At 71.7% G+C, this 15370-nt stretch carries 15 protein-coding genes and 1 rRNA gene; 11 read left to right on the forward strand and 5 right to left on the reverse strand.

Features of this window, described 5'->3' with window-relative positions; genetic code table 11:
* Positions 1 to 8 precede the first annotated feature (8 nt).
* Positions 9 to 173 (forward strand): hypothetical protein, encoded by a 165-nt coding sequence (locus tag ACIP5K_RS05615; RefSeq protein ID WP_401405169.1) that lies wholly within the window; start codon positions 9 to 11, stop codon positions 171 to 173.
* Positions 174 to 258: 85 nt separating this feature from the next.
* Entirely contained in the window at positions 259 to 1842 is a 1584-nt protein-coding gene (locus ACIP5K_RS05620) for an FAD-binding oxidoreductase (protein WP_401405171.1), read from the forward strand.
* Positions 1843 to 1871: 29 nt separating this feature from the next.
* Here the strand turns inward: ACIP5K_RS05620 and ACIP5K_RS05625 are convergent, their stop codons facing one another.
* Together ACIP5K_RS05625 and ACIP5K_RS05630 are read right to left on the reverse strand one after the other, a co-directional pair.
* Positions 1872 to 2594, reverse strand: coding sequence for a phosphatase PAP2 family protein (locus tag ACIP5K_RS05625; protein WP_401405173.1), 723 nt, complete (start codon positions 2592 to 2594; stop codon positions 1872 to 1874).
* A gap of 196 nt (positions 2595 to 2790) precedes the next feature.
* Positions 2791 to 3801 (reverse strand): NlpC/P60 family protein, encoded by a 1011-nt coding sequence (locus ACIP5K_RS05630; protein WP_401405175.1) that lies wholly within the window; start codon positions 3799 to 3801, stop codon positions 2791 to 2793.
* A gap of 348 nt (positions 3802 to 4149) precedes the next feature.
* Here ACIP5K_RS05630 and ACIP5K_RS05635 point away from each other — a divergent pair, with 348 nt between their 5' ends.
* From ACIP5K_RS05635 to ACIP5K_RS05660, 6 genes are all read left to right on the forward strand, one after another.
* On the forward strand, positions 4150 to 4458 hold the full coding sequence (locus ACIP5K_RS05635; RefSeq protein ID WP_111665501.1) for a hypothetical protein: 309 nt from the start codon (positions 4150 to 4152) through the stop codon (positions 4456 to 4458).
* A 214-nt stretch (positions 4459 to 4672) separates the two neighbouring features.
* On the forward strand, positions 4673 to 5491 hold the full coding sequence (locus ACIP5K_RS05640; protein WP_401405306.1) for a hypothetical protein: 819 nt from the start codon (positions 4673 to 4675) through the stop codon (positions 5489 to 5491).
* Positions 5481 to 6833: a hypothetical protein gene (locus ACIP5K_RS05645; protein ID WP_401405177.1), complete on the forward strand. Its 1353-nt coding sequence runs from the start codon at positions 5481 to 5483 to the stop codon at positions 6831 to 6833. Before ACIP5K_RS05640 ends, ACIP5K_RS05645 begins: the two co-directional genes overlap by 11 nt.
* The gene (locus tag ACIP5K_RS05650) at positions 6830 to 8389 is read left to right on the forward strand and encodes an SCO6880 family protein (RefSeq protein WP_401405179.1); all 1560 of its coding nucleotides are present in this window, start codon (positions 6830 to 6832) and stop codon (positions 8387 to 8389) included. The genes ACIP5K_RS05645 and ACIP5K_RS05650 overlap by 4 nt, the downstream gene beginning before the upstream one ends.
* 15 nt (positions 8390 to 8404) lie before the next feature.
* Entirely contained in the window at positions 8405 to 9823 is a 1419-nt protein-coding gene (locus tag ACIP5K_RS05655; RefSeq protein ID WP_401405181.1) for an ATP-binding protein, read from the forward strand.
* 2 nt (positions 9824 to 9825) lie between these two features.
* A complete protein-coding gene (locus tag ACIP5K_RS05660) occupies positions 9826 to 11361 on the forward strand; it encodes a type IV secretory system conjugative DNA transfer family protein (RefSeq protein WP_401405183.1) in 1536 nt (511 codons plus the stop codon).
* An 8-nt stretch (positions 11362 to 11369) separates the two neighbouring features.
* On the opposite strand, the gene ACIP5K_RS05665 is transcribed toward ACIP5K_RS05660, so the two are convergent.
* A complete protein-coding gene (locus ACIP5K_RS05665; protein ID WP_401405185.1) occupies positions 11370 to 12029 on the reverse strand; it encodes a TetR/AcrR family transcriptional regulator in 660 nt (219 codons plus the stop codon).
* 108 nt (positions 12030 to 12137) lie between these two features.
* On the opposite strand from ACIP5K_RS05665, the gene ACIP5K_RS05670 reads away from it, so the two are divergent.
* The gene (locus tag ACIP5K_RS05670; protein WP_401405187.1) at positions 12138 to 12758 is read left to right on the forward strand and encodes an NADPH-dependent FMN reductase; all 621 of its coding nucleotides are present in this window, start codon (positions 12138 to 12140) and stop codon (positions 12756 to 12758) included.
* A 5-nt stretch (positions 12759 to 12763) separates the two neighbouring features.
* Here the strand turns inward: ACIP5K_RS05670 and ACIP5K_RS05675 are convergent, their stop codons facing one another.
* Positions 12764 to 13315: a GNAT family N-acetyltransferase gene (locus ACIP5K_RS05675; protein ID WP_401405189.1), complete on the reverse strand. Its 552-nt coding sequence runs from the start codon at positions 13313 to 13315 to the stop codon at positions 12764 to 12766.
* Between the two features lie 147 nt (positions 13316 to 13462).
* On the opposite strand from ACIP5K_RS05675, the gene ACIP5K_RS05680 reads away from it, so the two are divergent.
* Both ACIP5K_RS05680 and ACIP5K_RS05685 read left to right on the forward strand, forming a co-directional pair.
* Positions 13463 to 13870, forward strand: coding sequence for a YciI family protein (locus tag ACIP5K_RS05680; RefSeq protein ID WP_401405191.1), 408 nt, complete (start codon positions 13463 to 13465; stop codon positions 13868 to 13870).
* Positions 13871 to 13904: 34 nt separating this feature from the next.
* Positions 13905 to 15044 carry an RNA polymerase sigma factor gene (locus ACIP5K_RS05685; protein WP_401405308.1) on the forward strand — a complete coding sequence of 380 codons (1140 nt, stop codon included), beginning with the start codon at positions 13905 to 13907 and terminating at the stop codon, positions 15042 to 15044.
* Positions 15045 to 15092: 48 nt separating this feature from the next.
* Here ACIP5K_RS05685 and rrf read toward each other — a convergent pair.
* Positions 15093 to 15209, reverse strand: a 5S ribosomal RNA gene (rrf, locus tag ACIP5K_RS05690).
* Positions 15210 to 15370: the final 161 nt, after the last annotated feature.

The raw sequence follows: 15370 nt of genomic DNA on the forward strand, positions 1-15370 counted from the left end.
GTGACGCCGTGGATCGGCGACAGCAGGACCAGCAGCGGACGGACCACGCCACGACGGTCGCGGAACAGGGCAGATTCTGTCTCGCCCGCTGTACGTGCGGCTGGCGCGGGCCCGCCAGAAGAGCCCGCAGCAGGGCCCGTACGGACGCGCAGGAGCACGTCGAGGGCGCCTGACCGCCCCGGCGGGGTAGAGGGAACCCACGGCTCCCCCAGCACGTCTCGTACCCCGGGGGGCCACGGGAGGCGGACGGACATGGGCATGGGCATCGAACGGCGGACGTTCATCGCGGCGTCGGCGGCGGCACTCACGGCGACGGCGGTGCCGGGGTGCACCTCGTCGTCCGGCGGCTCCCCGGCGGCGACCACCGCGTCGGCCGGGTCGCGCTCCGCCCCGCCGCGCTCGACGAGCGCCTCCGCCGGGGTGCGGGCCGCGGCGGACCTGGACGCGCTCGCGAAGGACCTCGACGGCTCCCTGGTCCGCCCCGGGCAGGCGCAGTGGGCGGCGGCCCGGCAGCTGTACAACACCCGCTTCGACAGCCTGCGGCCGACGGCGGTCGCGTACGCCGCGGGCCCCGACGACGTCCGTACGACGCTGGCCTACGCCCGCGCGCACCGGGTCCCGGTGGCGATACGCAACGGCGGGCACTCGTACGCGGGCTGGTCCTCGGGCGACGGCCGGCTGATCCTCGACGTGTCCCGCATGAAGGCGGTCCGCGCCTCGGGGGACGGGGCGGTGGTCGGCGCCGGCGCCAAACTCATCGACGTCTACCGGGCGCTGGCCGCCAAGGGCGTCACGATCCCGGCGGGCTCCTGCCCCACGGTCGGCGTCTCGGGCCTGACGCTCGGCGGCGGCCACGGCGTCGTCTCCCGGGCCTACGGCCTGACCTGCGACAGCCTCACCGGCGCCACCCTGATCACGGCGGACGGCAAGGAGCTGACCGCCGACGCCCGCACCAACAAGGACCTGTTCTGGGCGCTGCGCGGCGCGGGCAACGGCCAGTTCGGCGTCGTCACCGAGCTGCGGTTCACGACCCACCCGGCGCCGCGCGCCGTCTCCGCGTTCCTGTCCTGGCCCTGGTCGAAGGCGGCCACGGTCCTCAAGGCGTGGCAGAAGTGGGGCCCCTCCCAGCCGGACGAGATCTGGTCGTCGCTGCACGTGGCGAACGCGTCGGGCGGCCGCCCCACCGTCTCCGTCTCCGCGTTCTCCCTGGGCACGTACACCGAACTCCAGAACGCCGTGGACCGGCTCGCCGACGGCACCGGCGGCCCCGGCCCGGCCTCCTCGGTCTCCCTGAAGCGGCACTCCTACGAGGAGGCCATGGAGATCTACGCGGGCTGCTCCGGCTTCTCCTCCGACGCCCAGTGCCACCTGCCGGGCGCCACCCCCGGCCGCGCCCCGAGCGGCGCGCTCCAGCGGGAGACGTACGCGGCGCACTCGGACTTCTTCGACAAGAACCTCTCGGACGCGGGCGTGCGCACGCTGCTGCGGCAGCTGGAGTCGGTCCCGGCGGGCTCCGGTTCGGTCGCCCTGACGGCGCTGGGCGGCGCGGTCAACCGGGTCGACCCGACGGCGACGGCGTTCGTCCACCGCCGCTCGCGGATGCTCGCGCAGTACATCGCGAGCTGGCGCGCGGGCACGTCCGGCACGACGTCCCGCGACTGGCTGAAAAAAGCCCACACGGCGATGGGGCCCTACGCGTCGGGCGCGGCCTATCAGAACTACACGGACGCGACGCTGACCGACTGGCGCACGGCCTACTACGGCGACGCGGCCGCCCGCCTGAAGAAGATCAAGAAGCAGTACGACCCGACGGGCTTCTTCACCTTCCCGCAGGCCCTGTAGGGCCCGCGACACGATCCGCCGGACCGGCCCTAGGCGGCGAGGTCCCGCTCCTCGGGGTCCTCGGCGGCCCCGCGGGCCCCGGGGATCTCCAGCGCGGCCGGCACCGTGCGCGGCGCCCACACCAGCCACGACACCCGTGCGGCCCGTCCGACGGCCCGCGCGAGCGAGGTGAGGAGCGCCGTGGCGAGCGGCGAGAGCAGCAGGGCCACGGCCGTGCCGAGGGCGAATCCGCCGACGACGTCGGTCGGGTAGTGCACGCCCATGAAGACCCGGCAGAACCCTTCGAGGACGGCGAGCCCGATCGCGGCGAGCCCCAGCCTGCGGTGGACCACGAAGAGGGCCGCGCCCATGGCCATGGCGAGCGTGGCGTGGTCGCTGACGAAGGAGAAGTCGTTCTTGCCGTCCACCAGGACGGTCAGCCCGTCGTGGTCCCGGAACGGCCGCGGCCGTTCGACGAAGCCCCGGATCGGCACGTTGACCAGGACGGCGACCGCGGCGGCCAGCGGCGCCCAGACGACGGCGGCGACCGAGGACGCGGCGTCGTCGAGGGTGTCGCGCCTGCGCGCCCCCCACCAGGTCCAGAGCACCAGGAGGACGAGGCCGAGCATGATCCCGTACTCGCCGACGAACTCCATCGTGCGGTCGAACCAGCCGGGCGCGTCGGCCGCCAGTCCGTTGATGTCGTAGAGCAGCGTGACGTCAGGGTTCGACCCGGAAGTCTCGAGCGCTGCGAGTGCCTCGACTCCAGCCATAGCTCTGCGGCCCCTTCATCATCTGCGTGTACTACCCGTGTCGGCCACCCCCGTGGACTTCAATCGGTTCAGGAAGAGGAACGCACACCCTCACCTACTACGTTCCACACTCCACCGAATGATCACGCAGACGTTATCGAAGAGAGACACGAACCCGCAGCTCAGAGCCTGGGATTAACGGAGAGTTCCGGCCACGTCACACCTCCGGCGACGCGCTGGGCAGCGCTTTCGCGCCATCCTCCGTTACCCGCGTCGCCCCGAAGTAATCAGGCGTGTCGACGGGGTCGAACCGGATCACGGCGCCCGTCCGCGGCGCGTCGATCATGTAGCCGCCCCCGACGTAGATCCCGACGTGCCGGATGGCCCGGCTGTTGGTGAGGTCGTCGGAGAAGAAGACCAGGTCACCGGGGAGCAGCTCGTCCCGCTTCGGGTGCGGTCCGGCGTTGTACTGGTCGTTGGCGACGCGCGGCAGCCCGATCCCCACCGACTGGTACGCGGCCCGGGTCAGCCCCGAACAGTCGAACCGCCCGCCCTGGTCGGCCGTGCCGTTCCCGCCCCACAGGTACTCCGTGCCGAGCTTCTTCTGCGCGTAGGTGATGGCGGCGGCGGCCTGCTGCGAGGGCTGCACCCGCCCGACGGGCCGGGCGAAGCTCTGCTCCAGGGTCGTGATGGTCTTCACGTAGTTCTGCGTCTCGCGGTAGGGCGGCACGCCCTTGTACTTGATGACGGCGTAGGCGCCCGCGTTGTACGAGGCCAGCATGTTCCTGGTCTGGTCGCCGGGCACGTCCTTCACGTACGAGGCGAGCTTGCAGTCGTACGAGGCGGCGGACGGGATGGCGTCGTTCGGGTCCCAGATGTCCCGGTCGCCGTCCCCGTCCCCGTCGACCCCGTGGGCCGCCCAGGTCCCCTCGATGAACTGCGCGATGCCGTACGCCTTCGCCGGCGACCTGGCGTCCGGGTTGAAGCCGCTCTCCTGGTAGAGCTGGGCCGCGAGCAGCGCCGGATTGATGGCGGTGCAGAGATTGCCCCACTTCTGGACCAGCGGCTGGTACGCGGCCGGCACGGCGCCCTTGGCGAGCCCGACGGCGCCCTGGCCGACCCCGTTCGTGAGGTTCCCGGCCACCATGTACGTCCCCACGACGAGCAGGGTGACGAAACCGGTCCCTCCGGCGACCCCCGCACCCGCGACGATCCATGCCTTACGCACCGTCAACCGCCCTTCGACGCACGGGAATCCACCGAGGCCACAGTGTAGGCGCGGAAGCCTTCCCCGCCCCGCCGCCCGCGAACCGGTGGTGCGTCACGCTCCCGCCCCCCGGCCCACGCTCATTGCTCCACGTAATCGCACGTGATACACAGAGTGATCGTACGTTTCTTCGGACAGGGATCCGTCCCACCGGCATCCCCCGCACCACGGAAACGTAGAACCGGAAAAACTCAGCCAAGGAATGGCGCCAAGTCGGCAGGCAAGGGCTCCGTTCTGAGGAAGAATGGGACTGACCTCTGCGCTGCGGCGGAGGCGACAGAACTACCCACTTGGGGCGGTGAGTTACACATGCTGCTGGCAGCCGAAAAAGGCGACATCACGACCATCATCGGCGGGATCGCCCCCGACTGGGGCCCGTTCGGGAGCCTGGGCAACGAGGCACGCGTGATGGTCGAGGTGGTGATGGCCGTGGCCATCCTCCTCTGCCTGGGAATCGCGATCTGGGGCGCGGCCAAACAACGGATCGGGGCGACGGCGCTGCGGGACACCTTCAGCGCGGAGCAGGGCAAGGGCCTGATCATCGCCGGACTGACCGGAGTCTTCATCATCGGGTCACTCGGCACCCTCTTCACGATCGTGTACGGCATGGCCGTCTAGCCCGGCTCACGCGCCATCAGTTTCGGTCCGGCCGTGTTCGGTTACCTCTTCTACACCCCTGTCCCACTTGTCCCGTCGTGCCCACCGGCTGAGGTTGCGTGTCCCTGATGTCGAGTCACCACACCCCGCCCGCGCGGGAACCAGCACAGCTACCGTCGTATGCGGCGTTGGCGTATGCGGCGGTTCAGCACAAGGTTGAAGGGGCGTGCTCGCGATGAGTCTCGACGGCCGGCAAGGGGACGACGACCTCTACGGCGGCACGGGCCAGACCCGCACACGGCTCCCGGAGGGGCCGGACGGGTACGGGGGCGCGCGCAGAGCGGGCCGCTCCCCGTCCCGGTCGCTGGTCACCGTGGTCGGTGTCGTGGTGCTCCTCATCGCGGCGATCGCCTTCGCGAACCGCGGCGGCGACGACGCCCCGTCCGCCGACGCCAGGACCGGCTCCACCGGCTCCGGCGCCGCCTCCTCCCCCACCTCCCCTACCGGCACGAAACCGGTCCCCTCGGGCTTCGCCCATGACGAACAGGGGGCGCAGTCGGCTGCGGCGAACTATGCGGTTCAGCTGGTCTCCGCCGACATCCTCAAGCCCGCTCAGCGGTCCGCCATCATCAAGCGGCTGTTCGTCACCGACAGGGTCGACGCGCTCCAGAACCAGTTCGACAAGGCCTACTCGCAGGACTTCCTGGCCAAGATCGGCCTGGACTCCAACGGGAACGCGGCGTCCGGCCAGACCTACGTGTCCCGCACGGTCCCGGTCGGCACCAAGACGTCCGCCTACTCCGACAGCGCCGCGACCGCCGAGGTCTGGTGCACCGGCGCCTTCGGCACGGCCGGTGAGAAGTCGACCAATCCGGTGACCAACGACTGGTTCACCCTGACCCTCAAGCTGCGCTGGACCGACGGCGACTGGAAGGTCGAGGGGTTCTCCCAGAAGGACGGTCCGACCCCGGTGAACGGCGACAACAAGGTCTCCTCGACCGACGAGATCGCCAAGGCAGTCGAAGGGTACGGAGGGTTCACCTATGCCCGGTAGGCGCCTCGCGCTCAGGTTCACCGGCACCGCCGTCGCCGTACAGACAGCGGTCGTCCTCTTCTCGGCACGGGCCGTCGCGGCCCCCGAGGACAACTGCGACCTCATCGTGGGGCCCGCCAAGCAGTACTGCCAGCGCGGCAGGGCCGGATCCGGCGGCGGCGGTGGCGGCGATGCGCCGAGCCTCACCACGAACAACCCCCTGGACCCCCTCTCCAGCCTCGCCAAAGGCTGCGCCGACGCCGCGTCCTGGACCGTCGACAAGCTGAGCGAAGCCGTGCAGAAGACGGCCCAGGTGGACTTCACCAACGAGAAGTTCCTCCAGCAGTACGCCGTCGTCTTCGCCGCCTCGACCATCCTGACCCTCGTCCTGTGGCTGATGGCCGTCGCCAAGCGCGCCGTCCGCGGCGTCCCCCTCGGCACCGCCCTGTCGGAGGCCGTCGGCTTCCTCTGGCTGACGGTGCTGGCCTCCGCGTTCACCCCGCTGATCCTCTACACGGTCGTCTCCGCGACGGACGGCGTCACGGACGTCCTGGCGAAGGCGACGGGCCATCAGACCGACACGTTCTTCGGCACGTTCTCCGACGCCCTGAAGCAGGGCGACAACATCGGCGGCGGCCCGATCATGCTGATCGTCGTGTCGCTGGTGTCCATCGTCGCGGCCGGCGTGCTCTACCTGGAGCTGTACCTGCGGGCCGTCCTGCTCTACGTGGGCGCCCTGCTCGGCGTCGTCGTCTACTCGGGTCTGGTCGACAAGAACCTGTGGGGCCACGTCCGCCGCTGGGTCGGCATCATGGTCGCCGTCATCCTCGTCAAACCGGTCATCGTGATCGTGCTCGGCCTGGCCGGAGCCCTGTCCACCAGCGGCGAAGGACCCGACTCCCTCGCCGCCGTCGTCTCCGGCCTGGCCATCATCCTGCTCGCCATCTTCGCCAGCGGCATGATCTACCGCTTCGTCCCCGGCTTCGGCGACGAGATGGCCAACGTCCGCAAGAACCGGATCATGCAGGGCGCGGAGGGCAAGGCGGCCGCCGCCTTCACCTCCCCCGCCGCCCTCGTCTCCCAGGGCATCAAGACCCACAGCGCCCGTCAGGACGGCGGCGGCGGGGGCGGCGCCGGCCAGGCCCGTCCCGCCAACCCCCTGTCCGGCGGGGTGGCCGCGCACAGCTCGCGGCAGGGCGCGGCAGGGGGCGGCGGCGGAACTGTCCCCTCCGCCGCACCTCCGCCGCGTACGAGCCCCACCAACACCCCGCACGCCGGCAGCCGCGGGAGCAACACCGGCAACACCGGCAATAACGGAACCACCAGTAACAACGGCAATCGGCAAGGAGGTGCAGGGCGTTGACGACCCAGTCCCACGTGTCCCCTCCGGTCACGCCCCGCCGTACATATCTGATCGGCCGCGCGCGGCCGAACGCGATCGTCGGCAGGAACCGCGAGTCGGGAGAGCTCTTCCTGATCATCGCGGGCGCGTTCCTCGGCATGATGTGCGGACTGCTCGTCCCGGTCCTGTCCCTGCGCATCGTGCTCCTCATGGGCTTCCCGCTGCTCGCCCTGGCCGCGGTCTACATCCCGTACCGGCACCGCACCTTCTACAAGTGGTTCGAGATCAACCGCAGCTACAAACGGCAGCTGAAGCGCGGCTCCGCCTACCGCTCGCGCGCCACCGAGGCCGGCACCCGGCTCGACGGCCGGGAGATCGAGATCGGCCCGCCGCCCGGCATCGGCCGGCTCACCTGGCTCGCGGCGCCGTTCGGCCCCGACGAGATCGCCGTCCTGCTGCACGCCGACCGGCGCACGGTGACGGCGGCGATCGAGATCGAGGGCCCCGGCGTCGGCCTGCGCGACTCCGAGGACCAGGAGGCCCTCGTCGACCGCTTCGGCACCCTGCTCAAGCACGTGGCGAACGGCGACGGCTTCGTCACCCGCCTCCAGATGCTCGCCCGCACCCTGCCAGCCGACCCCGACGCCCACGCCAAGGACGTCTCCATCCGCGGCGACGGGCGCGCGCCCGGCTGGCTCCAGGAGTCGTACGACCAGTTGCAGTCGATGGTGTCGACCAGCAGCGAGCAGCACCGCGCGTACCTGGTGGCCTGCATGCACTACACGCGCGAGCTGGCCGGTGAGGCCAACGCGATGGCCCGCGCCTCGCGCCCCGCGTCCGGCCGGAAGGTCGACCGGGACGCCGGTCTCGCCGTCGTCATGGCCCGCGAGCTGACCGACATCTGCTCCCGGCTCCAGGAGGCCGACATCCGCGTACGCCAGCCGCTGGGCCAGGGCCGGCTCGCCTCGCTCGTGCACTCCATGTACGACCCGGACCACCCCATCGACCACATCCAGGCGATGACGAAGCGCAACGCCTGGCCCGCCGAGCTGGACGCGATGGAGCCCACCTACCTCCAGGCGAAGACGCGCGAGTCGTCGACGCGGGCACCGTGGTGCCACGCCACCGCCTGGGTGAAGGAGTGGCCCATGACACCGGTGGGCGTGAACTTCCTGGCGCCGCTGCTGGTCCACACGCCGGACGTGATCCGCACCGTCGCCGTCACCATGGACCTGGAACCCACCGAGGTCGCCATCGAGCGCATGCTGACCGAGAAGACGAACGACGACGCGGAGGCGTCCCGCGCCGCGAAGATGAACCGCACCGTCGACCCGCGCGACGTCGCCGCCCACGGCCGCATGGACCAGCGCGGCGAGGACCTGGCGAGCGGCGCGGCCGGCGTCAACCTGGTCGGGTACATCACCGTCTCGTCCCGCAACCCCGACGCGCTCGCCCGCGACAAGCGCACCATCCGCGCCTCCGCCGGCAAGTCGTACCTGAAGCTGGAGTGGTGCGACCGCGAACACCACCGGGCGTTCGTGAACACCTTGCCGTTCGCCACCGGCATCCGACGGTAGAGGGAGAGCACGCTCATGCGGGATCCGTTGTCGATGCTCACGGACGCCTTCACCGCCTTCCTGTTCGGAAAGGTGGAGACGACCCGGCTGCCCGTGCGGACGTCGACCGGGCAGGCCCAGGCGGTCTATCTGCCGACGGCCGCGCCCGGACTCGGCGACTCGGGCGTGATCATCGGGCGTGAGGTGTACTCCGGCAAGGGGTACATCTACGACCCGTTCCAGTTGTACGGGCAGCAGCTTCCGGCCCCGCACTGGCTGGTCCTCGGCGAGTCCGGAAACGGCAAGTCGGCGCTGGAGAAGACCTACGTCCTGCGGCAGCTGAGGTTCCGCGACCGCCAGGTCGTCGTCCTCGACGCGCAGGGCGAGGACGGCGTCGGCGAATGGAACCTGATCGCGCAGGAGCTGGGGATAACTCCCATCCGGCTCGACCCGACGGCCGCCCTCGACATGGGCATCCGGCTGAACCCGCTCGACCCCGCGATCACCACCACGGGCCAGCTCGCGCTCCTGCGGACGATCATCGAGGTCGCGATGGGCCACGGCCTGGACGAGCGCTCCGGCTTCGCCCTGAAGGTCGCGCACGCCTACGTCAACGAGACGATCGTCGAGCGCCAGCCCGTCCTGACCGACATCGTCGAGCAGCTGCGCCACCCGGAACCGGAGTCGGCGGAGGCGATGAACGTCGCCATAGACGACGTGCGCGCCTGGGGCTTGGACGTGGCACTGGTCCTGGACCGGCTCGTCGACGGTGACCTGCGGGGCATGTTCGACGGCCCGACGACGGTCGGCATCGACCTGGACGCGCCGCTGATCGTCTTCGACCTCTCGCACATCGACCGGAACTCGATCGCGATGCCGATCCTCATGGCGATCGTCGGCGTCTGGCTGGAGCACACCTGGATCCGGCCCGACCGCAAGAAGCGCATCTTCCTGGTCGAAGAGGCGTGGCACATCATCAACAGCCCGTTCGTGGCGCAGCTGTTCCAGCGCCTGCTGAAGTTCGGCCGCCGGCTCGGCCTGTCATTCGTGGCGGTGGTCCACCACCTGTCGGACGTGGTCGACGGCGCGGCCGCGAAGGAGGCGGCGGCGATCCTGAAGATGGCCTCGACCAGAACGATCTACGCGCAGAAGGCCGACGAGGCCCGCTCGACGGGCCGCGTCCTCGGCCTGCCGCGCTGGGCGGTGGAGATCATCCCGACGCTGACCCCCGGCATCGCGGTGTGGGACGTGAACGGCAACGTGCAGGTGGTCAAGCACCTGATCACCGAGACGGAACGCCCGCTGGTCTTCACCGACCGCGCCATGACCGAGTCCTCCGCCGTCCCCCTGGAGGGCGACGACGCCATGCGCGCCGCCGAACTGGAGGCGGAGGAACGGGCGGCGGCGTTCGTGGAACAGCGCCTCGGCGACGCGTCCGAGTCCACGGTGGCGTGACGGTGGCGCGCGACACGCGGGACCGGGCCCCGCAGCGGGAGCGCGAGCGGGGCGTCCCGGACGGCCTGCTGATCGGCGTCCTGGCGTTCCTGCTGGGCATGACCATCCTGGTGTGGTCGGCGACGGGCCTGGCCGGCCTGTTCGCGAAGGGCGCGTGGCCGCACGCGGTGACGTTCGCCCACACCCCCCTGGCGATGCGGCACCTGATCGGCAAGCCGCACGACATCGCGGGCGCCTGGCCGAACACGCCCGCCGGCCAGCTGTCGGGCTACGGCCTGTTCTGGGGCCTGCTCATCAGCCAGGTGATGATCCTCCTGGTCCTGACGGTCTTCGCGGCCGGCACCCTGGCCCGCTGGCGGGCGGTCCGCCGACAGGCGCGCGAGGACCGGTACGACACGCCCCGCGAGGGACGCGCGGACCGGCGCGCACACCCCGCCGAGCCCGCCCCCGACGCCCTCGCGGCGACCCCCCGGGAGGCCGAGCCGACGGCACCGGCACCGGAGGCCGAGGAGGGCACCACGTCCGTCCTCGCGGCCACCCCCGCTCCACCGGCACCGGCCCCCGTCCCGCCGCCGGCCGTCCTGGCCACGCCCGTCCCGTCCCCCCGGACCCCCCTCCACCTGGGCCCCCCGGCCCACCGCCACCCCCTGGCCATCGAGGCCGTACGCGAGGCAGCGGGCCCGGCGCTGGTCGTCACCTCGGCCCCCACGGTCTGGCTGGAGACGAAGGACGCCCGCGCCAAACTCGGCCCGGTCCTCCTCTACGACCCCACGCACCTGTGCGACACCCCGGCCCGCCTGCACTGGAACCCCTCGGCGGGCTGCGAGGACCGCACGACGGCGACGGCCCGCGCCACCGCCCTCCTCGCCCCGACGAGACCGACGGCCAGACTCGACTCGGCCCTCGCCGAGACGGCCGACACCCTGCTGCGCAGCTACCTGCACGCGGCCGCGATCGAGGGCAAACCGTTCCGCCACGTCCACCGCTGGGCCCAGGGCAGCCAGGTCCAGGACGCCGTCCGCATCCTGCGCACCCACCCGAAGGCCGGTCCGGGCTCGGCGGGCGAACTGGAGGCGGCCCTCACCGCCCACCCGGAACGACGCGACATGGCACAGGAGTTGACGGCCCGGGCGCTGTCCTCCCTCTTCACCGTGCACATCCGCGACGCCTGCACCCCGAACCGAACTGATGCGCTGACCCTGGATTCCTTCATCGCCGAAGGGGGCACGCTCTATGTGGTCGGTGAATCCATCGAGGACCCCAAGGGACATCCCGGCGCGATGCCCCTTCTGACGGCCCTCGCCTCAAGCGTGGTCGAGCACGGCCGCCGCATGGCCGAACGGTCACCTGCCGGCCGGCTCGACCCACCAATGACGCTCGTCCTCGACGACGTCGCGGCAGTGGCTCCCCTTCCCCAGCTGCCGGAGCTGCTGGCCACCGGAGCGGACCGGGGCATGACGACCCTGGCCCTGCTCCGGTCCCGCGAACAGGGCCGCACCCGCTGGCCGGACGCCGACCTCCCCCTCCCGCTCCCCTAGGGCCTGCCTCACTGGCCGACGCCACCGACGGCGAAGAGCTTCAGGAAGACCCGCACCCCGCTCTCCACCCGGGCGTCGATCTCCGCGCGGGCCATCGGCACGGCCCCGAAGAACGTGTCGACGGTGACGGACCCCGCGACGAGCAGCGTGAAGTACCGGGCGGCCTCACCGGAGTTGTCCGCGTCGACGGCGAGCAGCCCTTCCCCGCCCAGCCGTTCGAACGCGACCCGCACCGCCTCCCGCACGGCCCGCGGCCCGGTCCCCTGCCAGTCCTGGACGACATCGGCGGGCAGATGCGGCCCCTCGGCGATGATCTGCCGCACGAGCAGCAGGTGGTCGGCGTGCTCGCCGCGCCGCCCCATCCACTCCCGCGCGAGAGCGCGCAGAGCCGCCCCGATGTCCGTGACGTCGGCCAAGTGCCGCTCGATCAGCGCGACATGGGCGGCCGTGACGGTGGCGGCACTGTCGAGCAGGGTCTCCCGGAAGAGGTTCTCCTTGCCGCCGAAGTGGTTGTACAGGGTGCGGGTGGAGACCCCGGCCTCCGCGGCGATCTCGTCGATGCCGGCCCGCGCGTATCCCGCGCGCCCGAACACGGTGCGCGCGCCGCGCAGCAGCGCCCGCCGCTTCTCGACCGTGCCCCCGCGCACCCCTGCCGCCCGCTCCGCCATGCTCCGCTCCTCCGCTCACCTCCACCCTAGGCCGTACCCGGCCCCCCTCCCCGGACCTAGGTACAACGACCGTTGCACATCAGTCGGCGGAGCCGGTACGTTACCCGCATGCCCACCGAACCGACCCCGGACCCGATCCCCACCGAGCCCTCGTCCCCGCTCCGCGTCGCCGTCGTCATCGGTTCGGTCCGGGAGGGCCGTATCGCCCCGGCGGTGGGCGACTGGTTCACGGCCCAGGCCGCGGCCCACGCCCCGGCCACCCGCTTCGACGTCATCGACACGGCCGCCCTGAGCCTCCCGGAGGTCCACCCGTCCTGGGGCCACGAACGCACCCCGCCCCAGGCGGAGCTGGCCGCCCGCATCCGGGACGCCGACGCCTATGTGATCGTCACCCCCGAGTACAACCACAGCTTCCCGGCCCACCTCAAGCACCTCATCGACCTGCACCACACGGAGTGGGCGGCCAAGCCCGTCGGCTTCGTCAGTTACGGCGGGGTGTCGGGCGGCCTGCGCGCGGTGGAGCAACTGCGGCTGGTCTTCGCCGAGTTGCACTGCGTCACGGTCCGCGACGGCGTGAGCTTCCACCGGGTGACCCCGGACCACTTCGCCGCGGGCGGCCCGGCCCACGACCCCGAGGGCGCCCCGGCCGCCGCGAAGGTGCTGCTCGACCAGCTGGACTGGTGGGCGCACGCCCTGCGGACGGCTCGCGCGGCACGCCCGTACCGCTGACGCCGCTACCGCCCGGCCCGGTCCAGCACCATCTCGTACTCGACCTTGGCGGGGTCGCCCGCCAGCGGGACGACCCTGCCGGTGCGGACGAAGCCGATCTTCCGGTAGAGGCCCTCGGCCCGCGCGTTGTCCTGGTGGAAGTGCAGCCGCACCCGGCCGATCCCGTCCTGCGCGTACGCCCAGGCGCTCGCCGCCGCGAACAGCTCCGGGGCCACGTGCCCGCCGCGGGCCTCGGGCCGCACGTACACCCCCACGATCTGCACCTGCCGCTCCTCGACGGGGTGTCCGAGGAAGTCCGTCGTGCCGGGCTCCTCGACGAGCGCGACCGCGGTCCCCAGCCAGCGGCCGCTGTCGGCGACCGCGACGAACTGCCGGGCCGCCGTCCCGTGCGAGGCCCCGGCGGCCCGCTCCCGCCAGAACGCGTCGGACCGCCCGACCGCCTGCTCGTACGTCTCCAGGAAGGCGATCGACGCCACCTCGTCGCGCAGCGCTTCCAGCCGCAGCTCTTTCACGGCCGGCCATTCGCCGGCCTCGACCGCTCTCACCACGAAGTCCATGGCGGCACTCTAGAGTCACGGGACATCGGCCCGAAAAGATTTTCCGGAGCGATGTCGAGAACCCGCGGCCGGCTCCGACCCTGCTATGAACGCAACGAGCACGGCACCGGCGAAGCCCGTTCGCCGGCCCGGACCGAGGAGACCGTCATGGCCAAGTACCTGCTGCTGAAGCACTACCGCGGCGCCCCTGAGCCGGTGAACTGCGCGCCGATGGACCAGTGGACCCCGGAGGAGGTCACGGCCCACATCACGTACATGCAGGACTTCGCGGCCCGGCTGGAGAAGTCCGGCGAGTTCGTCGACGCCCAGGCCCTCGCCCCGGAGGGCAGCTGGGTCCGCTTCGACGGCGAGGGCCGCCCGCCCGTCACCGACGGCCCGTTCGCGGAGACCAAGGACCTCATCGCCGGCTGGATGATCATCGACGTGGACTCGTACGAGCGCGCGGTCGAGCTGGCCGGGGAGCTGTCGGCGGCGCCGGGCGCGGGCGGCGAGCCGATCCACGAGTGGCTGGAGCTCCGCCCGTTCCTGCACGCCCCGCCCACCATCACGGAGTAGCCCTCTCATGGACGCACCGCAGGCGCCGGACGCCCTGGACGGGGCACGGCTGCGCGGCCTCACTCCCGGGGTGCTGGCGGTCCTCGTCCGCCGTGGCGCCGATTTCGCGGCGGCCGAGGACGCGGTGCAGGACGCCCTGGTGGAGGCGGTCCGCGTCTGGCCCACCGAGCCGCCCCGGGACCCCCGGGGCTGGCTGATCACCGTGGCGTGGCGCCGCTTCGTCGACGCGACCCGCGCGGACGCGGCCCGCCGCCGCCGCGAGGACCGCGTCGAGGAGGAGCCCGCCCCGGGCCCGGCCCCCACCACCGACGACACCCTCCAGCTCTACTTCCTGTGCGCGCATCCGGCGCTGACCCCGTCGTCGGCGGTGGCGCTCACCCTGCGTGCGGTGGGCGGTCTCACGACGCGGCAGATCGCGCGGGCCTATCTGGTCCCGGAAGCGACGATGGCGCAGCGCATCAGCCGCGCCAAGCGCCTGGTCTCCGCCGCGCGCTTCGACCGGCCGGGCGATGTGGCGACGGTCCTGCGCACGCTGTACCTGGTCTTCAACGAGGGCTACTCCGGCGATGTCGACCTGGCCGCGGAGGCCATCCGCCTGACCCGTCAGCTGGCGTCCGCGATCGTCCATCCCGAGGTGGCGGGTCTGCTGGCGCTGATGCTGCTGCATCACGCGCGGCGGCCGGCGCGGACGACGCCCGACGGCGGTCTGGTGCCGCTGGCGGACCAGGACCGCGCGCTCTGGGACACCACGATGATCGCGGAGGGCATCGGCATCCTCCAGGGCGCGCTGGTCCTCGACCGGCTGGGCGAGTTCCAGGCCCAGGCGGCGATCGCGGCGCTGCACGCGGACGCCCGCACGGCCGAGGAGACGGACTGGGTGCAGATCGTCGAGTGGTACGACGAGCTGGCCGCTCTCACGGACAGCCCGGTCGTGCGGCTCAACCGTGCGGTGGCGGTGGGCGAGGCCGACGGCCCGCACGCGGGCCTGGCGGCCCTGGCGAAGCTGGACGCCGCCCTGCCGCGCCACACGGCGGTGGCGGCGTACTTCCACGAGCGCGCCGGCGACACCCGGACCGCCGCCCGCCTCTACGCGGAGGCCGCCCAGCATGCTCCGACCCTGGCCGAGCGCACTCATCTGACCCGTCAGGCGGCCCGTCTGAATTCCGCCCCGTAAACGCAGAAAACCCCCGTGCCATTGGCACGGGGGTTTTCTTCAAAATTTGTTCGGCGGCGTCCTACTCTCCCACAGGGTCCCCCCTGCAGTACCATCGGCGCTGTAAGGCTTAGCTTCCGGGTTCGGAATGTAACCGGGCGTTTCCCTCACGCTATGACCACCGAAACACTATGAAACTGACAACCGCACCACACCGTGACCATGGCATGGGGTCGTTCGTGGTTTCAGAACCAACACAGTGGACGCGAGCAACTGAGGACAAGCCCTCGGCCTATTAGTACCGGTCACCTCCACACCTCACGGTGCTTCCAGATCCGGCCTATCAA

It is taken from the genome of Streptomyces sp. NPDC088785 (genome assembly GCF_044750685.1).
In the GTDB taxonomy this organism is placed as follows: domain Bacteria; phylum Actinomycetota; class Actinomycetes; order Streptomycetales; family Streptomycetaceae; genus Streptomyces.